The organism is Egibacteraceae bacterium (assembly GCA_035540635.1).
Classification (GTDB): Bacteria; Actinomycetota; Nitriliruptoria; order Euzebyales; family Egibacteraceae; genus DATLGH01.
The window spans coordinates 20933-41937 of the sequence record DATLGH010000067.1 but is presented as its reverse complement, the minus strand read 5'-3'; the positions used below and the strand labels follow the sequence as shown (position 1 = coordinate 41937).

The following is a 21005-nucleotide window of genomic DNA, read 5'->3' as shown; positions in this document are numbered from 1 at the left end:
AGCGGCCCGTCCGCTCTCATCGACACCTATTCCGCAGCGACGAACCTTCCAACCCTGGCCGCACCTGGCCGGCCGGCGGAGGGTTCCACTCCGGGCGGAGCGGCGGATCGGGGGCGATCAGCGTGCCGGGCGACCGCGAACCGCGCAGCAGTTGCTCGTCAGGCCAGCGTGCCGTAGGACCCTTTATGCCGCTTGACAGCCTCTCATGGCGGTCGCCGTGACGGCGCCGGCTGTTGGCACGCAGGTCCTCATCGAGTCGACCGGACACACGCCGGGCTTGCCATCGCCGGGCCGCAGGGACGGCTACAGTCCGCACCGCGCCGAGAAGGCCCGGGTGGACGAGGCGGGCGACGCCGGCCGGGCGGCGCTGGTGGCCCGCTTGGCCAAGGGGCGGTGAGCGCGCCGGCGCGGGCCAGCGAGGCCGCGTTCGACGCCGCGCGGGTGCGCTTCGAGTCGCTTCGGTGTGCTCCAACGCGGACCTTGGGCGCACCCGAGGGACCGCATCGACAAGGAGACCAAGCAGGGCTGGCCGCCCGAGCACCTGCGGCGGCGACCAGGTACCGGTACCGGCGGCTACCCGGTCTTCGGGCTGATACAGCGCAGACGCCACAACTGATTGAAGGCCTAACCGGCACCGGTTGCCACCGCGACGGTGGCCGCTGTGGCCAGCAGGAGGACACCGGCCGCGGTGGCGACTCCCCGGCCGTGGCGGCCGGTCTTCTCGTAGGCCATCAGCGCGGCAAGGCCCGCCATCAAGCGCAGGTCGGCGCTGCCGACGGCGAACATCACGAGCATGAGCGCCCAGCAGCAGCCCAGGCAGAACAGCCCGTGCTGGCGGCCGATGCGGAACGCCGCCGCCGCGCCGCGACGGTAGCGCGGCAGCAGGAACCCGGCGGGGTGCCGGCAACGGTCCAGGCAGCGGTCCTTCAACCCGGACAGCTGGAAGGCGCCGGCGACGCCGAGCACCCCCGCTGCCAGCAGCTGCGGGCGGGCGGCGAGCCAGCCGCCGGCGGCGACCAGCTCGTGGACGAGCAGGTCACCGGTGAACGCGAGTGCGCCGAACACCGTCCACACCGCCGCGTAGCCGCCGACGAACGACGCCACCGCCCGCCCCGCCCGCGGCTGGTGCCCCCCGATCGCCGCGAACAGCCGGATCGTCGGCACGGCCGACGGCAGCATCATGGCCGCGAGCATGACCTGCCAGGCGAGCAGGAACGGCAGCAGCGCGCCCGAGCCGAGCCGACCCGCCACGACCTCGTGGTCGACGAGCCAGGCGGCGCCGAGCCGCTCCGCAGCCACGGCCACGAGCCAGGCGGCGGCGACCGCGCCCCACAGGACGACGTTGATGCGCCGGGCCGCCAGCGCGCGCTCATCCGTCGCCGGCATACGCGATCCGGTAGTCGGCCTGGATGGCGTTGCGGTCGGTGAAGGACCACACCATCCCGTGCTCGGGCAGGTTGACGGTGTGGGTGTCGGCCTTGCCGACGTACGCCGGCGAACCCGGCACGGTCGAGAACAGCGAGTCGCGCAGCGTCGTGGTCGTGCCGTCCGGGCCGGTGTAGGGGCGCATCCGCGCGGACAGGGCGTCGCCCACGCGCAGCGTGCCGGTGCCGCCGACGAGCTCGTGGCCGATGGGGGCGCGGATGACGGCCAGCACCTCGCCGACGAGGCCCGCGAGGTCGGCCAGCGGCCCGCCGAGCCGACCCTGGTAGGCGTCGAGGATCGCCGTCGCCTGCTCCTCGGTGGCGCGTTCGTCGATGAACGTCACGACTCGCCAGCTGCCCGGCGCCAGCACGTTGCCAGGGATGTGCACGACGTTGACGAGGTTCAACCCGGCCACGTCGACGCCGCGGATGACCCCACGGTCGAAGTGGTAGGCGTTGAACGCGTCGCAGCTCCCGCCGTCGGGGTCTTCGCCGACCCAGCAGGGGCACAGCACCCCGCAGGAGCAGGCCTCCAGCAGGGTGCCCTCGAGGGCGTAGACGACGTCCTGTCCGGTCGGGCGGGATTCGGTGACGGTCATGGGGCTTCCTCCTTCGTAGATGGTGACGGTCGGTTGCTGAGGCGCGGGTCAGCCGGCGCGGCCGAACGCGCCGAGCAGCCGCTGCTGGGGGCTGGCGGTCTCGGGCAGGGGTGGCCGCGGGCCGATGTGCCCGGCGGCGCGGTAGGCCTCCTCCCGCTCGGCGAACCAGTCGGCGCACGCGGTGACGAGATCCGGCGGCAGCTCGCCGTCGGCGCCGATCGCGCGGGCGAGGTCCCAGGCGTGGACGAGGTGCTCTGCGAACAGCTGGCCGAGGTACTCGCGGGCGGGCACGTCGCCGAACGACAGGTGCACCGGCCGGCCCGGGTCGGTGCGCGCCGCCGCGGCGATGGCCTCCTTGGTGGCGGCGTCGCAGGCGCCGACAGGGTCGTCGCCGAGCAGGTCGCCGTCGAAGCGACCGCCGACCTCGGTCGTGGTCGCGCCGTCCAGCAGAGGGGCGGTCCAGCGGTCCTCGGCCACGACGTGGTTGACGAGCGCGCGCACGTCCCAGCCGTCGCAGGGGCTGGCTGCGCTCCACTGGTCGTCGCCGACGTCGTGGACCAGGCGGGCGAACAGCTCGCAGGCGCGGCGGTGGAGCTCGACGATGTCCATGGGATCCCTCCCGGGTTGCGGTCGGCCGCTCCGTGTGACGGCCGGTTTCGGTGTGGCATCGACGTGCAGGCGGAAGACGTCCGGGCGGGCGGAGTGGCCGACGGGGTCGAACTGGGCGCGGGCCGCCCGGCCCGCGCCCACGTCGATGGCGGCGACGAGCAGCCCGGAGGTCGCCTCGAGCGGACCGGCGAGGACGCTGCCGGACGGGTCGACGACCGTGGACAGCCCGCGGGACAGCCAGTCGTCCGCCCCGCCCCACAGGTGGCGTGCCGGCACGGCGGCGGGCAGGTCCGCGCCGTTGATCGCCTGGGCGACGCCGACGACGTGGACCCGGCCCTCCTTGGCGACGTGGCGCAGCGTCGGCACCCACACGTCGCTGGTGTCCCACGTCGGTGCGACCAGCACGTCCACGCCCTGGGCGTAGAGGGCGTAGCGGGCCAGGGGCATGTACAGCTCCCAGCAGATCAGCCCGGCGACGCGGCCGAACGGGGTGTCGACGACCTGCAGCGTCGACCCGTCACCGGTGCCCCAGACGAGCCGTTCGGCACCGGTGGCGACGAGCTTGCGGTGGCGCAGGACGACGTCGCCGCGCCCGTCGACGTGCAGGAGCGTGTTGAACAGCGTGGCGCCGTGCGGCTCCCGCTCGGTCACGCCGAGGACGACGTGGGCGCCGGCGCGCCGAGCGGCGACCCGCACCGCGTCCAGCGCTGGGGATGGCACCTCGACCGCCTGGTCGAGCAGCCGGGCGTGCAGCGCCGCCGCGTCGGCGCTCCATGGACGCGTGCGCCACACCCAGTCCGGGTAGGCGGGCACGAACGACTCCGGGAAGACGACGAGGCGCGCGCCGGCCTCCGCCGCCTCGGCGACGAACGCGACGCAGCGCTCGATCGTGGCGTCCCGGTCGCAGAACACCGGGGCGGCTTGCACGGCGGCGACGACGACGTGGCTCATGACCCGCCCCGGCGCGCTGGGTCGGCGGCGGGCAGGGCGTCGTGCGCCCAGGCGGCGCGCTTCCAGCCCGGCACGGGCGGCTGGTGACCCCGGCGGGGCACGTACGGGGACCGCTCCGCCGGCACCAGCCGGTGCACGTAGCGGTTGCAGTTGGGGAAGACCGCGGTGACGGTCACCCGCAGCGCCAGCTGCGCGCCGGTCCACGAGCGCAGCAGCGGACCCTCCTCCACGGCGGCGCGTCCCTGGACACGCAGCCGCCCGCCGCCGGCGAAGTCGACGAACAGCAGCCCGACGGCGGGGTTGGCGAGGACGTTGCCGATCGACAGGAACATCCCGTTGCCGTCGTAGGAGGGTAGGGCGAGCGTGCGCTCGTCGAGGACCTTGACGAAGCCGGGGTCCCCGCCCTTGTAGGAGCAGGTGGGCACACCGTCGGCGTCGGCGGTCGCGAGGAAGCACATGTCGCACGCGGCGATGAAGGCGCGGGCGGCGTCGTCGATCGTCGCCCGGGCGAGCCGCTCGTTGATCCGGTCGGCGATCCGCCTGCTGTCGAAGCGGTCCTGCACGGCCCGCTGCTCGGGCCGGTAGCGCAGCACACCGCCGTCGGTGTGCGCCTGGGTGCCTGTGGGTGCGGCCATCCGTGGTGTCCCCGTTGCCGTGGGAGGAAGCTCGGGGTCATACTGCATCCGCGGCATTGCGAAGCCCTTGCGAGGTGGTTGCGGACGTGGCGGAGGGCGCGGAGCTCCGACTGCGGGTGCTCGGCGCGTTCGCCGTGGAGCGCGCCGGGCGACCGGTCGCGCCCGCGGCGTTCGGCGGCCGGCTCGCGCAGCGGCTGCTGCGCGTCCTGGCGGTGCAGCGCGGCGTCCCGGTGGCCAGGGACGCGCTCGTCGAGGTGCTGTGGGATGGCGCCCCACCGTCCGACCCGGCCGCCAACCTCGCCGTGCTGACCAGCCGCATCCGGCGGGCGACCGGTGCGCCGTGGCTCGTCGTGGCGGCCGGGACGTCGCTGGAGGCCCCGCTCGACGGTCGCTGCGCGGTCGACGGGGAGGCGTTCGAGCAGGGTGTCGAACACGGTCACCAGGCGCTGCGGCGAGGGGAGGCCGCGGCCGCGGCGCGCTGCTACGCCGCGGCGCTGGGGTGGTGGCGCGGCGAGCCGCTCGTGGAGGACCGCGACGCCGAGTGGGCGCGGCCCTACCGCGACCGGCTCGGCCGGCTGCGGCTCGAGGCGTGGGAGGGCGCCGCCGAGGCGGCGCTGGAGCTGAGAGACGCGACCGCCGCGGTCAGCCACGCCACCGCGGCGGCGGTCGCGGAACCGCTGCGGGAGCGCTCGGCGCTGCTCGTGCTGCGCGCGCTGGCCGCGGCGGGCGACGCCGCCGGTGCGGACGGCGCCTACGCAGCGTTTCGCCGTCGCCTCGCCGAGGAGGTCGGTCTGGACCCGTCACCGCACGCCGACGAGCTGCACCGCCAGCTGCTGCGCGGGGCGCTGCCCGTCGCCGGTCCCCGGCTGGCCCCGGCGAAGCCGGCGCAGCCCGACCGGGCGCCCCTGCCGTTCGTCGGCCGCGACGCGGAGCTGCGCGAGCTGCTCGCTGCCCTGCGGCGTCACGGCGGCGTGGCCGTGGTCACCGGCGCCTCCGGAACGGGCAAGTCGCGGCTGCTCGCCGAGGCGGCTGCCCGCAGCACGGCGACGGTCGCGTCCGCCCGGGCCTTCGCCGCCGAGGCCCAGATCGCCGGCGCGCTCCTGCACCGGCTCCTCGACACCGTGCCCCCCAGGGGGAAGCCGGTTGCGGACGACGCCGCCGACACCGCCGTCCGCCCTGACAGCCGACGGGCCCTGGAGCGGGAGCGGGCGCTGCGCCGGCTCGCCGCCGCGGTCGAGGCAGGCCTGGCTGCGGTGGTGCTCGACGACCTGCAGTGGGCCGACGCCACGAGCCTCGACGCGCTGCGCCACCTGCACTGGCGTGTGCCGGCGCTGCGGCTCGTCCTCGCCTACCGACCCGAGGAGGTCGACGACGCGCTCGGGGAGCTGCTCGCCGACCTCGCGCGCGGTGACCACGCCGTGGTGCAGCTGGAGCTGCAGGCCCTGCCGCCGTCGGCGGTGACGGCCCTCGTCGACGACGACTGGCTCGGCGACGTCCTGCGGGAGGAGACCGACGGCACGCCGATCGCCCTCCACGAGGTGCTCGCCGGCCTGGCCGACGCCGGCCACGTCACCGGCGAACGGGACGGCCGCTACCGAGCCACCGCCGAGCGGGCGCTCGGCGAGGACGCGGTCCGAGCGCTCGCGCGCGCCGGCCAACGCCGCGTGGTCCGCCGGCGGCTGGGGCGCCAGCCTCTTGCCGCGCAGGCGGTGATGGAGCACCTCGCGCTGCTCGGCCGCCCGGCCTCGCCGCAGCTGCTCGCAGCCGCCGCCGCGCTGCCGCAGGCCGAGGTCTTCGACGCGCTCGACCGCCTCCACGGCGCCGGGCTGGCGCGCCCCGGCGCGCGAGGGTGGCAACCGGCGCACGACCTCGTCGCCGACAGCGTGGCCGACGGTCTGCCCGCCAGCCGCCGCGCCCTGGCGCACGCCCGCCTCGCCGACGCCCTCGCCTGCGGCGACGCCGACCCCGCCGAGCCGGCACGACACCTCGCCGCCGCCGGCGAGCACGAGCCTGCGGCGGCGGCCTACCTGGCGGCGGCCCGCCGCCGCCTGGAGCGCCACGCCGACGCGGAGGCGGTCGCCCTCGCCGCAGCCGGCCTCGCCCTGGACCCGGCCGTCGCGCTCACCGCGGACCTGCACGCCGTCCGGGCCGAGGGACGGGCGCGGCGGGGGGCGGTGCGGGAGGCGCTCGATGACCTGCGCGCGGCGCTGCGCCTGGGGGCCGCCGGACCCGCCCGGGCCCGCTGGCTGGCGCGCCAGGCGCGACTCGCCGCCGGCGCCGACGACCTCACCAGCGCCGAGGATCTCGTCGGGCTCGCGCTCACCGAAGCGGGCGGCGACCCCGCCGCGCGTGCCGACGCCCTGTACGCGGGCGCGATCGTCGACCTGAACGTGGGACGGGACGCCCGTGCGCGCGAGCGCTCCGACGAAGCGCTGCGGCTGTACCGGTCGCTGGGGGACGCGCGCGGCTGCGCCGACATCCTCGACGCCCGCGCGATGGCCACCTGCCTCGCCGGGCGCAACCGGGAGGCCCTGGACGCCTTCGACCGGGTCGCGCGGCTGTTCGACGACGCCGGCGACCTGCTGCGCGTCATCACCCCCCGCTCCACCCGTGGCCACGGACTCGTGTTCCTCGGCCGGCCCGAGGAGGGGCTCGACGACTGCGACGAGGCGCTCGAGAGGGCCCGAGCGCTCGGGACCCCCGACGGCATCGCCTACGCGCAGTGGCATCGCGGCGAGGCGCTCGCGGCGCTCGGTCGCCACGACGACGCGGTCGAGGCCGCGGCCGCGGCGCTCGCCACCGCCGAGGCGATCGGCCACGGCGCGTGGACCGCAGCGGCGCTGCGGGCCCTGGGGGTGGCGCACCAGGCGGCGGGTGCGCTGGCGGCGGCCGAGCGGGCGTTCCGCGACAGCCTCGATCGCTCCCGCGGGTGGCCGCTGTTCACCAGCTGGGCGTGCACCCGCCTGGCGCTGGTGCGCCTGGCCGTCGGCGACGTCGACGCGGCCGCCGGGCTCGCGGCCCGGGCCCTGGCTGTCGGGCCGCCGCTGGCCCACTTCGAGGCGCGGCTCGCTCAGGCCGAGGTGGCGGCGGCGCGCGGTCGGCCCGACGCCGCCGCCGTCGCGGAACGGGCGCTGGCGCTCGCCCGCGACGCCGGGCACCTGCAGGCGGCCCCGCGGCTGGCGGCCCTGGCAGGGGAGGGCGCCGCCGACTCGGTGTGAGCCGTTCCCGATCACACCCCGTCGCCGGGCTGCGGCGTCGCGGCGGTGAGTACCCTTGGGGTGCGCACGACAGGCCGCACCGAGCCGCCGTCGCCCCGAGGCAAGCAGGGCTGGCCGCTTGGTCGCCTGCGGCGACCAGCTACCGATGCCGGCGGATCTACGAAGGTGTGACCGCCTCTTGAACCACTGGAGCGAGCCGGATATCGCAACGTTGAGGCGGGCCACCATGCGACCCTTGTGCTGTCCGCGGGAAGCCCGTTGACGCGGGATCGTGCGTGGTGGCAGCGGTTCCTTGCGGTCGGTGCGGCGTCTCTGCCGAGCCGTTGTCACGGCGGCGAGGGTCTGGGGGTCCGCGGCAGCGGGGTGGCGCCGGCGGCTGGGCCGGCTCATGGCCGCGGTCGTGCCGCCGCCGTCGCCGCGGATGATGCGTCGGTTGCTTGGCGCGATCCGCGGCGAGGCGTCGGTGCGGGAGGTGTCCGAGGCGCTGTTGGACGCGCTGGGGCGCGATGGCGCTGGCCGGGCCGACCAACGCCTCCCTGGCCCGGAAACGTTCCGCTGGCGCACACCCCATGCGCACATCCCGCATAGGAGATCAGCCTGATACAGCATCGCGGCGAAGGAGCGCATGGTCGCCGGCCTCAGCGGCGCCCTCCGTGATGTGTAGCACGCCCCGTGCTATCGTCCTTTCATGGCGACCACCACCGTGCGGCTCAGCCCAGAGGAAGAAGCAGCGCTGGACAAGCTCGCCGAGCGGTTCGGCGGCCGGTCCGGTGCCATTCGCCACGCCGTCCGTCGGCTCGCTGCTGAGCAGGCTCGGCAAGATGCTTTGCAGCAGGCGCTGGATGAGTGGGCAGCTGCGCGCGGCGCGGTGGATGAGGAGGCAGTCATCGAGGCGATCGAGCGCTTCGGATTGGGGCGTTGATCCTCGACGCCGGCGTGTTCGTCTCCGTCGACCGTGACGAGGAACGTGCCCGCGTGTTCCTCACGGCAGCCGAACGGGCCGGGGAGCCTTTGCACACCTCCGAGGCCGTGGTGGCGCAGGTGTGGCGTGACGGGGCTCGACAGGCCCGACTGGCCGCAGTCCTCAAGGCCATCGAGGTGCATGCCCTGGACGACGGCCGCGCCGTGGGCGCCATGCTCGCAAGGAGTGACGGCAGTGATGTGGTGGACGCGCACGTTGTCTTCCTCGGAGCCGCGCTGAGCCAACGTGTGCTCACCGCTGACCCAGGCGATCTCCAGATCATCGCCGGCGCCATGGGTCGTACCCAGCCGGACATCCTCGTCTGGGGCTAACAGCCTCGCTACTGCGACATGGCTTGTTGGCAACTGGGGCCCGTGTCATGGGCCGCCTGGCCGGGTGACGGGTGATCTCCCGCATGCCAACGAGGGTCACGGGAGCCGCCTCGGCCCTCGATGGTGGCTACCGATACCGGCGGCTATCAATGGTGGCTACCGATACCGGCGGCTATCAACCCGGCGACTCACGGCCTCGGGTGTCGCCTACCTCGCGACGGTGGATGGCGCCGGGGCGCCGCGTGTCCACCCGGTCACCCCGATCGTCTCTCCCGGCCATCTGTTCGTCTTCATGGAGCCGACCTCGCCGAAGGGGCAAGATCTTGCGCGTGGAAGCAGGTACGCGCTGCATTGCGCGGTCGAGGATCCCGACGGTGGCGGCGGAGAGTTCCGGGTACGCGGGACCGCTCGCATGGTCACAGATGCGAGGCTGCGCAAGTTCGCCGTGGCCCACGCGTCCTACTCGCCAGCGGACCGCTACATCCTGTTCGAACTGTTGATCACTGATGCGTTCAGCACGCTTCGCGCAAGCCCCCGTATCAGCGGATACGAGGGTTGCGGTCGCCGCTGAACCAGAGGAGCGAAGGCGTATACCGCAATGGTGAGGCCGGTCACAATGCGGCCTTCCGCCGCAAGGACCGTACCGACATGGTGGGGATCAGCCGTTTCCAAAGGGTCGCGTTCCGTCGGGAAGGCTCGCATGGATTCGCCGTCCTCGTCGAGCTCGAACACCCACACCATGGGAAGCTCGACACTGGCGTTCGTGGGTGGGAGCGGTCAGGCTCCCCGACCTCCAGAGGACCGTCGTGGGTCGCTTCGAGAACGAGTTCGAAGACGACCAAGCGGTCGCGCACGACCACATGCCGGACGTCCACCGAGATGTCGCCGAACGCCGCGAACAGCGCGGTCGGTGTCGTGCAGGTGCACGTCGTCGGTCTGTTCGACCGGGGCGTCGGGTTGCCACGCCGCGGCGAGGTCGTGGCCTCTGGCCTGCTCGGCGGAGGCGAAGCGGCAGGCGACGACGAGCACACCGGCGGGGGCGACTCCGCCGGTGGCTCCCAGCCACCCGTCGACCTGTCGGACCTCCTCGAGCCAGGCGTCCCAGCGTCGCCGGGCGGCCACCCGGTCGTCAACCGGCGTGTCGATGAGCTGGGGCAGCATCCCCTTACCGCCTTATCAGTGGGTGTGTCCGACGAGCGGCGGGCAGCCGTTGCCGGCGGCGGGTTGCCCCGCCTCGAGCGCCGCGAGAACCCGCCGATCATGGTCCGCCGCGAGGTCGCGCAGGACGCCGGCGGCGTCCCCTGTGTAAGACGCGCCGTGCATCAGCGCCAATGTGGCCGGCTCGAGCTCGGCGAGACGGCGGATCGTCGCTCCGCCATGGGCGGACAGCGAGCTGCCGTGGAAGATCTCCTCGGTGTGCATCGCCGGCTCGACGACGTCGGACTCGGTCAGCGCCGCGACATTACCGATGTGCGCGAGCAGGTCACCGCAGAACAGCGTGCCGGTGGTCTCCTCGAAGATGACCTGCGTCTCCCAGTTGTGCGGCACGTGCGGCGTGGCGATGAACCGCACCCGCTTGCCGCCGAGGTCGATGACCTCGCCGTCCTCGACCGCGCGGGGCGGCCGGTCGGCCATGTCGCGCAGCGACAGGTCGCAGCCGATCTCGAGGTGCGCGACCTCGGCTCGCGCTGAGGCGTCCAGCCACCGGTTCATGGCACCGCACTCGTCCGCCTCGACGTGCCCGAACGCCACCCACCGCAGACGCTCGAGCGGCACCAGGCGGGCCACCTGCTCGGCGATGAGCGGGTACATCTCGCGGTGGCCGGCGTGGTACAGCAACGGGTCGTCGGCGGCGACGAGGAACTGGTTGAACGTGAACCCCGCCGGCGGGGCGATGTCGGGGATGTAGGCCGAGATGCGGTAGATGCCGTCGGCGATCTCGTCGGTCCGCAGCTGCATCAGGCCACCTCCTGCCGCGTCGGCAGGCCGAGGGCGTACTCGTCCGCGACGACGAAGTAGTCCTGGCTGCTAGCGTCGCCGAGGTTGGCGTCGACGTGGGCGCTGACGCCGGCGACGGCCGGCCCCTCCCACAGGCAGATCGCCCGGGTCAGGTCGGTGGACGGCAGGAAGTGGTGCACGCGGACGCCCGCCGGGACGCGGCTGGTCATCGCGTGGCCCCGCTCCTGGAACGTCACGGGGTCGTGCACGGTGTGCAGAACGGTCACGAACATCGGTGCTCCTTTCCTCGGAAGGCCCCGATGGTCACCCGGCGGCACGGACCGCACATCGGTGATCGCTACCCAATCTCGCCTACGCACCCGCCATGCGCGACAGCGCCCTGCGGTCGGCGGCACCGGTCTTGGCCAGCAGGCTGGCGACGTGGCGGTCCACCGTGCGAGGCGACAGGTGCAGCCGCGCGCCGATCTCCCGGTTGGTCATGCCCTGGCGGACCAGCTCCAGGACCTCGGCCTCCCGCGGGGTGACGCCGTGCTCCCGCAGCGCCGCAGGGACATCCGCCGCGGCGCGGGTGGGTCGGGGCGCCGGGGCACCGATATCGCGCAACGCCGCCCGGCAGGCCGAGGCGAGCTCGGTCATGTCGCGCTCCTGGAAGTCGGCGTGCGCGGCACGCAGCCAGCGCTCGGGGTCGCCCCAACCGTCCCGGGCGGCCGGTCCGGCGACGACGAGCTGCGCGATGGCGAGCCAGGGACCCAGCCGGGTGACCGGTGGCGGGTTCACCATGCGCTCGGCCCACAGCTTCTCGGCCTCCACGCGGCGGCCGGCGCGGCCGAGGTCCACGGCCTCGCCGAGCGCCAGATGCCAGGTGATGACGTCGTAGGACGCTCCCGGTGCGGCTGCGGCGTGGGCGCGCGCCTGCTGGCCTGACCGCTCGTCCTGGACGGTGGCGAGCAGCGCCCAGACGCCGAGGAAGGGGAAGAAGCGGGGCGCCCGCCGCAGCAGATCGACGGCCTCCTCCAGATAGCGCCGGGCCGCGACGAAGTCGCCCCGACGAAGCGCCAGCATGCTGCGCGCGCGCCCCGGCACGCCGGCAACGACGTCCAGGCTGTCACCCGCGACGTCGAGCGCCTCGGCGACGGCGGCCTCCATGGCCGGTTCGTCGCCGACGGCGGCGTGGGCGCAGGCGAGGTGGATGAGCGCCATGCCGCAGGTGTCCAGCCGCAGCGGCCGCGCCAGGGCGAGGCAGCGGTTGATCGCCTCGAAGGCGTCGGCGGCGCGCCAGTGCGCCAGCGCGACCGAGGTCAGATGCAGGTCGGCCAGGGCCACGGTGCTCACGGCGCCCGCATCGACCGCCGCCTGCCGCGCCTCCTCGAGGCGGTCGGTGCGCAGCGTGGTGAACAGGTCGATGGTGCCCAGCTCGTGCAGGGCGCGCGCACGCCACAGCCGTAGACCGTGGGCCTCGGCGGTGCGCCGGGCGGCCTGGAAGTGTTCCTCCGCGATCTCCAGGTCGTGCAGGCGCGCGCAGCGGCCCAGGACCTCGTGCGCCTCGCACACCGCGCCCGGCGCCCCCCCGGCTTCACCGTGCGCGACCGCCTCGCGTGCCAGGCGCTCGGCGTCCGCGAGCCTGTCCTGCGCCAAGGCGACCTGTGATCCGAGGGCGAGCGCCTCGGCGAGGGCGCCGCGGTCGCCCTGCGCGCCGGCCAGAGCCGTGCCCGCGTCGACGTGATGCTCCGCCACCGTCCAGCGCCCGGCAGCGACAGCGGCGCGTGCGAGGGCGAGATGCAGCCGCGCGCGGCGGCCGACGTTCGACGCGGTCCGCGCCAGCGCGGCGAGGACCTCACCGAGCAGCGCCGTCGCGGTGTCCAGATCACCGGCGAAGGCGGCGGCCTCACCAGCCGCCTCGTCGACGGCCAAGCGCAGCTGCGCGTCGCCGCCGGCCAGCTCCCGCGCGCGGTCGGCCGTCTGGGCTGCGCTGCGCACGGCGCCGTGGCGCAGCGCGCGCCGGGCCGACTCGAGCAGCAGCCCGACGGCGCCGGCGACGTCGCCGGCCTGCACGGCCAGGCCTGCCGCGACCTCGCACCACTCGTCGGGCAGGTTCGGATGCGCCTGCTCGAGCGCGGACAGGCAGCGCCGCGCGACCTCGGCGCGCGCCGGCGGCAGCAGCCCGGCGAGGACCACGTCACGCCCCAGCGCGTGGCGGAACCGGAAGCCGTCGCCCTGCGCCTCGAGCAGCTGGACGGCGACCGCATCGTGCAGCGCGTCGAGCACGCGCGGCTCGGCGAGCTCGGTGGCGGCGGGCAGAAGCCGCCAGTCGAACCGCCGGCCCAGGGCCGCGGCAGCCGCGAGCACGTCGCGTGCCGGGGGTGGCATGGCGGCCAGGCGCGACTCGACGGTCTCGGCGAAGGTCGTCGGGACGGCGCCGCTTGCGTCCAACCGCCCCACCACCCGCCAGACCCCCTCGTCGGCGCGCAGCGCGCCCATCCCGACGAAGGCGGCGAGGAGCTCCTCGACGAACAGCGGGACCCCTTCGGCTCGACCCTCCACGAGCTCGGTGACGTGCCGGTCCACGTCGGCGCCGAGGCAGGCGGCAACCATCGCCTCGACATCCGCGGGTCCGAGACGGGCGGTCTCCAGCAGCTCGGCGGCTTGCCGCTGGGCGATAGCGCGCAACACGCGCTCGCCTGCGGTGCCCTCCGCGCTGCGCGCGGAGGCGAGCACCAGGACGGGTGCGTCGTCGAGATGGTCGGCGAGGTACCCGAGGATCTCCAGGGTGTCGGGGTCGGCCCAGTGGAGGTCCTCCAGCTCCAGGAGGCAGCCGCGTCCCCGGCCGGCGCTCGACAGGAGCCGCACGAGCGCCTCGGCGAGCACGATGCCGGTTCCGGGCGCCGCCCCGGCGGCGGACCAGCCCGGGTGGAGCTGGGCGAGCGCGGGCAGGAACGGGGCGAGCGACGGTTCGCCCGGCGGCTCCGCGTCGCGGAAACCGGACTGCACCGCTTCGGCGAGGGGCCGCAGCGGCGTCGGCGTCGCTCGGGCAACCGCCCGACCGGTCAAGACCAGCAGGCCACGCGCGTGCGCCTCGGCGCGTGCCTCCCTCACCAGCCGTGACTTGCCGGTTCCGGCCTCGCCGAGCAGCCCAAGGACGCCGCCCCGTCCCCCTGCAGCCTCCTCCAGCCGCGCGGTCAACCGCTGGAGCTGCGCGTCACGCCCGACGACGACGGGGCAGAGCATGGCGGTCACGCCCGAATCGTACGGTCGGAATCCGCCGATGACGTTGACGACCGAGGAGGCCGGCTCGACCGGGAGCCGGCGAAGCCGACGGAGGTCGGTGCGCCGGCGAGGTGCGACACGGTCCACTGAAACCCGCCCCACCTGGCATGGCGACGACACGGTGTCGAAGTAGTCGCGCTCCTTGATGATGAGGCCGGCTCTTGAGGTTGCCCAACAGCGGTTCGACCTGTTGGGCTCGTGGCCGTAGGCGGGCAGGCGCTCGACCACCAGCCATCGGCGCTGGGAGGCGACCCACGCGTTCATGCGTTTGCTGCGGTGCGACGGCAGTCCGTCCCAGATCAGGGTGACCTTGTCGCCGTTCAGGTGACGGTGCAGCTCCTCCAGTAAGCCGATCAGGCTCTTGTCGTTGTAGGCGCCGGCACGCAGCCGGAACGCCAGGGTGGCGTCGCTGCCGTCGGGCCGGTAGCAGACGGCGGCGGCCATCGACAGCGGCTTCCAGCTGAACGGTGGCCAGCACCGGGGTCTGCCCGCGCGGCGCCCAGCTGGGCCGCACCGAGGGGATCAGCCAGAACCCCGATTCGTCCTGGAAGACGATCCACGCCCTTCTGCGGCGGGCGTTTTCCTCATGGCGTTGGGCGCAAGCACCGCGATGACTTCGGCCCCTGCATTAGCCGTAGAGCCGCTCCCTATTCCTTGCGCAGAGGGAGACACGCCGACGCGACTCCCGGCCGCCCGTGTGCTTGCCCTTTCCGACCCGCGATAGATGCTTCTGGCATCTACCAGTCGGACAGGCGAAGTGGCTATCATCGCCGCTCATGCCCGCCGGGTCGACCGCTTGGGCGTCCGACCCCTTGTCCGACCACTCCGTCCCCAGGGAAGGGCTGATAATGCGAAGCCGTGGAATGCTTGTCGCGCTCCTCGTCTCGAGTCTTCTGCTCGCGCTGTCCCCGACCGCGTCCACTGAGGAGACGTCACGGGTCACCATCGGCCTCAACGGCTTCGAGAACAACATCACCCCTTTCACGCATAGTTTCGGGGCGTTCCCGAACACCCACGACCTTGTCCACCTCGTCTACGACTCGCTGTTCTGGTCGCAGGCGCGCGACGACCCTGAGCCGTGGCTGGCCGAGTCGGCCGAGCCGTCGGAGGACTACACGACCTGGACGGTCAGCCTGCGTGACGATGTCACATGGCACGACGGCACGCCTTTCACCGCCGACGACGTGCAGTTCAGCATGGAGTACTACGTCGAGCACGAAGCCGACTCCGGCCGCTACGCCCACCACGTGGGGGACATGCCGCTGTACGAGGATTCGGAAATCATCGACGACCACACCATCCGCTTGGACTTCGCCCACCCTGCCGGGCAGTTCCGCATCATGCCCGGCGCGGACCTGCCGATCCTGCCGCGTCACCAATGGGAGGACGTCGCCGAGCCCGGTGCGTTCACAGAGGAGCTGCCCGTCGGCACCGGCCCGTACCGGGTCGCCGAAATCGTCTCCGACCAGCAGTACCGCTTTGAGGCCAATGACGACTACTTCCAGGGCCGCCCCCTCGTCGACGAACTTGTCATGCCGATCATCCAGGAGCCCGCAGCGGCGTTCGCGGCGCTGCAAACCGGCGACGTCGACTACGTCTCTCAGAACGTGCCGACCGAACTCATCGAGGCGTTCGACCGCGCCGACGACATAGAGGTGCTGCGCGGCACAATCTTCCAGTCCATCCAGCTGTACTTCAACACCCCCCGCGAGCCGCTCGACGACCCCCAGCTGCGCAAGGCGATCGCTCTGGCGATCGACCGGGAGGAGATCGTGGAGACGGTCCTCCTCGGCAACGGCGAGCCGGGCCGGGACAGTTACATGCACCCGGAGTCGCCTTGGGCGATCGACGAGGAGATCCGCCAGTTCGATCCGGACCAGGCTCGGGACTTGCTCGATGAAGCGGGCTACGACCAGATGAACGGGGACGGCATCAGACTCACGCCCGACGGCGATCCTCTCGCGTTCACCGTGCTCGTGTCCAGCTTTGACCCGCAGGGCATCCGGACCTCCCAGATCGTGGCCGAGCAGGTCAGTGAGGTCGGCATCGACCTGGAGGTCGAGGCGCTGGATCCGGCCACGATCGGACAGCGACGCCGCGCGCCGGAGCCGGGTCAGGAGGCCGACTTCGACATCCGTGTCGGCGGTCTGGAGGCGCACGCCCACGTGGATCCAGACGCCTTGTACTACTTCTTCCATACCCCCGGGGAGCGCGGCTTCGGCGAGACCCAGACCAGTTACGCCAATCCAGAGTTTGATGAGATCGTCGTCCGCGCCGGTGAAAGCGGCGACCTCGACGAGCGTCGCGAGTTGCTGGCGGAGGCTCAGCGCATTCTCGCCGAGGACGTTCCGATGATCGTGGTCATGTACCCGGATGGCATCTGGGCTCACCGCACCGATGGCTACGCAGGCTGGATCGCCGACTTCGGCCACAGCCCCCTGACGAAGCGGTCGTTTCTGGCCGAGTACGCCGGCACGGGCGTCGGCGAGGGGCCGCTGGGCACCGGAGTTGAAGAGGCGGCTCGGCAGCCCTGGGTCTGGGTTCTTGTTGCCCTGCTGGTCATAGCGGTTGTCGTCGCCGCGGTGTTCCTGCGTCGCAGGGGCGCGGATGAATATGAATAGGAGCCACTGCGAATGACGTGGCGGATTGTCCGGCTCGTCGTTCAGTACGGGCTGGTGCTGTTCGCCGCCGCGGCGTTGAACTTCGCCCTTCCCCGCCTTGCACCGGGGGACGTGACGGACTATCTCATCCCTCCCGAACAGGCCGGGGCCATCACCGCCGAGCAACGCGAGCGCATCCTGGCCCGCTACGGGCTCGACGAGCCGCTGCCGGTGCAGTTCCGGGAGTACTTGGCCGGCCTGGTCCGCGGCGATCTGCTCATCTCGGCCCGCTACTCCCGGCCGGTCACCGACATCGTCTTGGAACGTTTGCCGTGGACCTTGCTGCTCGTCGGCACCTCGACGCTGTTGGCGGTGGCGGTCGGCACCGCCGCCGGGTTCCGCTCGGCGTGGAAGCGCGGCCGGGCCACCGACGTGTCGACCATGAGCACGTTCATGCTCATAGACTCCATGCCCCCGTTCTTCGTCGGCCTGTTGCTCATCCTGGTGTTCTCCGTGCACCTCGGCTGGTTTCCTATCTTCGGGGCAGTGCCCACCCTGCCGACGGAGGGGGTGGAGCTTGTGGTTGAGGTCGCCCGGCGTCTGATCCTGCCGGCCCTCTCCTTGACCGCGGCGATGCTCGGCACCATCTACCTCGTCGCCCGGCCCGCCCTCGTGTCCGAGCTGCGCGAGGACTATGTCCTGATGGCTCAGGCCAAGGGCCTGACCAAACGGCAAGTCCGCCGCCACGCCGAACGCAACGCGCTGCTGCCGGTGACGACAATGGCGCTGATCAACCTGGGCACAGTCGTCGGCGGCGCGACCGTGATCGAGACGGTGTTCTCCTATCCAGGTCTGGGCCGGCTGCTGTATGAAAGCGTCCTCGCCCGCGACTACCCAGTGCTGCAGGGAACGTTCTTCGTCCTGGCCGTCACCGTGCTGGCGGCCAACTTCGTCGCCGACCTGCTTTACCCGCTGCTGGACCCGCGGGTGCGGAGGCCGTTCGCGAGCCCATGACGACCCAGGAAACCGCCCCGCAGACCGTCGAGCCGCGGCGACCCCCTCGGCGTGAGCGGACCACCGGGGGCGTGCTCGGCAGCGCCGGTGCAGCAATCCTGGTCATGCTGTTCGCCGCGGCGGCCGCCGCCCCGGCGCTGACACGCTATGGCCCGCAGGAACGCGCCGGTCTGCCGAACCGGCGCCCAAGCGCCGAGCACCTGCTGGGCACGAACGACGTCGGCCACGACCTGTTTGCCCAACTCGTGTTCGGCGCACGGGTGTCGCTGACGATCGGCCTGCTCGCCGCTCTGTTCGCCCTCGCGGTTGGCTTGACCGTTGCCTTGCTTGCCGGCTACCTCGGCGGAACGGTCGATGCCGCGCTCATGCGCGCGGTCGACCTGACGCTGGCCTTTCCCTTCATCCCGCTCGTGCTTGTCGTCGCCGCCTTCCTCGGCCGCGGGCTGTTCATGACGGTGTTCGTCATAGGCGCGGTTATCTGGGCGCAGCCAGCCCGGGTGCTGCGTTCGCAGGTGCTCAAGGTGTTGAAGTACGAACACGTTCAGGCGGCCCAGGCGATGGGTGCGTCCACCCTGCGGATACTGGCCGTCCACATCCTGCCGCGCACCGCGCCGCTGGCGGCCGCGCAGTTCGTCCGCTCGGCCAACGTCGCGATCATGATCGAAGCCAGCCTGTCGTTTCTGGGGCTTGGCGATCCCCAGCGCATCAGCTGGGGCAGCATGCTGTTCTTCGCCAACGCCCACAACGCTATCGTCACGGAGGCGTGGAGATGGTGGATCGTACCGCCGGGGTTGGCGCTGACGGCGACCGTCGTCGGTTTTGCCTTCGTGGGTTACTCCTTCGAGGAATGGGGGGATCGCCGGCTCACCGGCGGCTCGGGGTCGGTCCGCCGTCGCCGCTGGGCCGCTGAGCACGCAGCGCGGGGCCCGGCGGCGCCTGCCGATCCGCAGGTAGTGCTTGACATTCGGGACCTCCACGTCCACTACGACACTCCCGATGGAGCGGTGCGGGCTGTCGACGGAATCAGCCTTACCGTGGGCCGCGGCAGGCTCGTGGGGCTCGTCGGGGAATCGGGCTGCGGCAAGACGACGTTGGCGATGGCCCTGCCTGGGCTCATCCCGCATCCGGGGGCGATCGTGGGAGGCACCGTCGTGCTGGACGGCCATCAGCTGACGGCCATGCGCCCCGGTGAGGTCGGCAGGTTGCGCGGCCGGGTCGTCAGCCTCGTGCCGCAGAGCGCGATGAACGCCCTCAACCCGGCCTACACCGTGCGCCGTCAGATCGCCGAGGCAGCTGCTCTGACCCGCGAGCCGGACGACGCCGCAGCTCGGGCCGACGAGTTGATCGAGCTCGTCGGGCTGTCCGCGGCCAAGGCGACCGCCTATCCGCACGAGCTGAGCGGCGGCATGAAGCAGAGGGTCGTGATCGCGATGGCTATCGCGAACGAGCCGGCTCTGGTCGTCGCCGACGAGCCGCTGACTGGCCTCGACGTCCTCACCCAGGCGCGCATAGTCCGTCTGCTCCTCGAGCTCCAGGAGCGCCTTGACGTCGCCATCCTGCTTGTGTCCCACGACCTGCCGCTGGTGGGGCAGGTCGTCGATGACCTGCTTGTCATGTACGCCGGGCGCATCGTGGAAGACGGGCCGGCCAAGGAGGTCGTCGCCGACCCCCGCCATCCGTACACCCGTCAGCTGCTCAAGGCCCGCCCGCAACTGCGCGGGGCGGACCGGGACATCGCCCCAATTCCCGGCCTGCCCCCAGACCTGCGCCGGCCGCCGACTGGATGCCGCTTCCATCCCCGCTGCGCCGAGGCGTTCGACGATTGCCAGCGTGTCGACCCCGACGAGTACGAGGCCAAGCCAGGTCATTGCTCTGCCTGCCTGTTGGAGCGGCCATGATCGACACCGTCGTGGAGTTCCGCCATGTCACGAAGAAGTTCAGGTCGCGACAGGGCCTGCTAGGGGGCCGCGTCGAAGCTACGGCCCTGCGTGGGGTCAGCCTCTCCGTGGGCGAGGGCGAGATTCTGGCCCTTGTCGGGGAAAGCGGGGCGGGCAAATCCACCGCTGGACGCGTCGCCCTAGGCCTGGAGCGGCCCGACGACGGGCAAGTGCTGTTCGAAGGCAGCGACCTAACCACGCTCGGTGCGCGGCAACGCCGGGCACTGCGCCGTCGCACGCACTTCATCCTCCAAGACCCCTACCAGTCGTTGCATCCGGCCATGACCGTCGGACGGCTCGTCACTGAGCCGCTCGCGATCGCTGACGTCCCCCGCCGGCGCAGGCGCGAGCGGGTCGAGCAGGCCCTTGAGGAGGTCCGGCTGACCCCAGCCGCCGAGTTCCTCGCCCGCTACCCCCACCAACTGTCCGGCGGTCAGCGCCAGCGGGTAGCCTTCGCCCGGGCGCTCGTCGGCGAGCCGCGCCTGGTTGTCGCCGACGAGCCGGTTTCGATGCTGGACGTATCGTTGCAAGCGGGAATCCTCGAACTCATCGAGCGCATGCGCGCTGGCCGCGCAATCATCTTCGTCACCCACGACCTAGCCGTCGCCCGACACGTCGCCGACCGCATCGCTGTCATCTACGCCGGCAGCCTCGTCGAACTGGGTAATGCTGAGGACGTCGTCGACGGGCCGCTGCACCCGTACACGGGCGCGCTCCTGGCTGCCGCCGAACAACTCGCCGCCCCACCCGAGGACCCGGGCCCGTTCCCGCCCGGTGGGCAGCCGTGCCAGCTGTACGGACGCTGCGATCCGGGCCGCCCGGAGTGCGTCGACGCTGAGCCGACGCTCGTCGAGACACGCCGCGCCCACCACTGCGCCTGGCACGTGGCCGACGGGGGCGGGTCCGACCATGAGCAGGGAGATTGAGCCGATGACCCGACGCAAACTGATCTTCTTCGCCGGAAAGGACCCAGCCGACGACGCCAGCCGGGTTTGGACCGCCTACCACTTCGCCCTCGTCGCTCACCGCGCCGGCCTGGAGACCGAAGTCCGCCTAGCCGGCGACGCGGTCAAGGCGCTGCGCGTAGACGGCCTGCCGGACGGCCCGCAGGGCGCGCAGGTGCGCACGAACATGGCCGAGGCCGTCCGCCTCGGCTTGTTCGTGTCCGGGTGACCGGGCTGCCTTGACACCCGTGGGGTGTCCAACGAGGACATGATGCGCTGGGCGGTCGTCCGTCGAGACTTGTCGGAGGTCCTCACCGAGGTCGCCGACGGCCTTTCCGAACTGGTCTACATGGGCTGAGCTACCCAGGCCCAACTCGGGACGGCCCGCCGATATTCGTTAGTCCGAGGTTACGGTTTCATCGAGCGTGAGGGTCGGGAACCCGTGCCCCTGGATCCGAAGTGCCGGCCGCCGTAGGGGTGCGGTGGAGGTTCACGGTCGGGGGAGCAGGACGTCGACGCCCTTGGGCGCGCCTCGGCGCGAGCAGGCCGCCGATGGGC

At 72.7% G+C, this 21005-nt stretch carries 17 protein-coding genes; 9 read left to right on the top strand and 8 right to left on the bottom strand.

All coding sequences use genetic code 11. The features are described from left to right. The first annotated feature begins 205 nt into the window (after positions 1-205). A complete protein-coding gene (locus tag VM324_11300; protein HVL99866.1) occupies positions 206-397 on the top strand; it encodes a hypothetical protein in 192 nt (63 codons plus the stop codon). A 227-nt stretch (positions 398-624) separates the two neighbouring features. Here the strand turns inward: VM324_11300 and VM324_11295 are convergent, their stop codons facing one another. The 4 genes from VM324_11295 to VM324_11280 are packed head-to-tail and all read right to left on the bottom strand — an operon-like array spanning position 625 to position 4218. Further along, the gene (locus tag VM324_11295; GenBank protein ID HVL99865.1) at positions 625-1386 is read right to left on the bottom strand and encodes a DUF2182 domain-containing protein; all 762 of its coding nucleotides are present in this window, start codon (positions 1384-1386) and stop codon (positions 625-627) included. Continuing rightward, positions 1370-2023, bottom strand: coding sequence for a DUF1326 domain-containing protein (locus VM324_11290; GenBank protein HVL99864.1), 654 nt, complete (start codon positions 2021-2023; stop codon positions 1370-1372). The genes VM324_11295 and VM324_11290 overlap by 17 nt, the downstream gene beginning before the upstream one ends. A gap of 48 nt (positions 2024-2071) precedes the next feature. Then, entirely contained in the window at positions 2072-3583 is a 1512-nt protein-coding gene (locus tag VM324_11285) for a TIGR03086 family metal-binding protein (protein ID HVL99863.1), read from the bottom strand. Next, positions 3580-4218: a pyridoxamine 5'-phosphate oxidase family protein gene (locus VM324_11280; GenBank protein ID HVL99862.1), complete on the bottom strand. Its 639-nt coding sequence runs from the start codon at positions 4216-4218 to the stop codon at positions 3580-3582. Before VM324_11280 ends, VM324_11285 begins: the two co-directional genes overlap by 4 nt. Positions 4219-4292: 74 nt before the next feature. Between VM324_11280 and VM324_11275 the strand changes: the two genes are divergently transcribed. The 3 genes from VM324_11275 (at position 4293) to VM324_11265 (ending at position 8729) form a co-directional block, all read left to right on the top strand. Further along, positions 4293-7436 (top strand): BTAD domain-containing putative transcriptional regulator, encoded by a 3144-nt coding sequence (locus tag VM324_11275; protein ID HVL99861.1) that lies wholly within the window; start codon positions 4293-4295, stop codon positions 7434-7436. A 688-nt stretch (positions 7437-8124) separates the two neighbouring features. Beyond that, complete coding sequence (locus tag VM324_11270; protein HVL99860.1) at positions 8125-8358, top strand: hypothetical protein; 234 nt, start codon at positions 8125-8127, stop codon at positions 8356-8358. Then, positions 8355-8729, top strand: a complete 375-nt coding sequence (locus VM324_11265; protein HVL99859.1) for a PIN domain-containing protein — start codon at positions 8355-8357, stop codon at positions 8727-8729. The genes VM324_11270 and VM324_11265 overlap by 4 nt, the downstream gene beginning before the upstream one ends. A 477-nt stretch (positions 8730-9206) precedes the next feature. On the opposite strand, the gene VM324_11260 is transcribed toward VM324_11265, so the two are convergent. The 4 genes from VM324_11260 to VM324_11245 all read right to left on the bottom strand — a co-directional run bounded on the left by VM324_11260 (position 9207) and on the right by VM324_11245 (position 14402). After that, the gene (locus VM324_11260) at positions 9207-9470 is read right to left on the bottom strand and encodes a hypothetical protein (protein ID HVL99858.1); all 264 of its coding nucleotides are present in this window, start codon (positions 9468-9470) and stop codon (positions 9207-9209) included. A gap of 435 nt (positions 9471-9905) precedes the next feature. Then, positions 9906-10688 (bottom strand): hypothetical protein, encoded by a 783-nt coding sequence (locus VM324_11255; protein HVL99857.1) that lies wholly within the window; start codon positions 10686-10688, stop codon positions 9906-9908. Then, complete coding sequence (locus VM324_11250) at positions 10688-10960, bottom strand: hypothetical protein (protein ID HVL99856.1); 273 nt, start codon at positions 10958-10960, stop codon at positions 10688-10690. Before VM324_11250 ends, VM324_11255 begins: the two co-directional genes overlap by 1 nt. A gap of 79 nt (positions 10961-11039) precedes the next feature. Continuing rightward, entirely contained in the window at positions 11040-14402 is a 3363-nt protein-coding gene (locus VM324_11245) for an AAA family ATPase (GenBank protein HVL99855.1), read from the bottom strand. Between the two features lie 413 nt (positions 14403-14815). On the opposite strand from VM324_11245, the gene VM324_11240 reads away from it, so the two are divergent. From VM324_11240 to VM324_11220, 5 genes are read left to right on the top strand one after another with little or no spacing between them, the layout of a single operon-like run. Continuing rightward, complete coding sequence (locus tag VM324_11240) at positions 14816-16573, top strand: ABC transporter substrate-binding protein (GenBank protein ID HVL99854.1); 1758 nt, start codon at positions 14816-14818, stop codon at positions 16571-16573. Positions 16574-16627: 54 nt separating this feature from the next. Continuing rightward, positions 16628-17566, top strand: coding sequence for an ABC transporter permease (locus VM324_11235; protein ID HVL99853.1), 939 nt, complete (start codon positions 16628-16630; stop codon positions 17564-17566). Continuing rightward, positions 17563-19464 (top strand): dipeptide/oligopeptide/nickel ABC transporter permease/ATP-binding protein, encoded by a 1902-nt coding sequence (locus VM324_11230; protein ID HVL99852.1) that lies wholly within the window; start codon positions 17563-17565, stop codon positions 19462-19464. The genes VM324_11235 and VM324_11230 overlap by 4 nt, the downstream gene beginning before the upstream one ends. Next, entirely contained in the window at positions 19461-20429 is a 969-nt protein-coding gene (locus VM324_11225; GenBank protein HVL99851.1) for an ABC transporter ATP-binding protein, read from the top strand. The genes VM324_11230 and VM324_11225 overlap by 4 nt, the downstream gene beginning before the upstream one ends. Then, positions 20413-20676, top strand: coding sequence for a hypothetical protein (locus VM324_11220; protein ID HVL99850.1), 264 nt, complete (start codon positions 20413-20415; stop codon positions 20674-20676). The genes VM324_11225 and VM324_11220 overlap by 17 nt, the downstream gene beginning before the upstream one ends. The last annotated feature ends 329 nt before the right edge of the window (positions 20677-21005 follow it).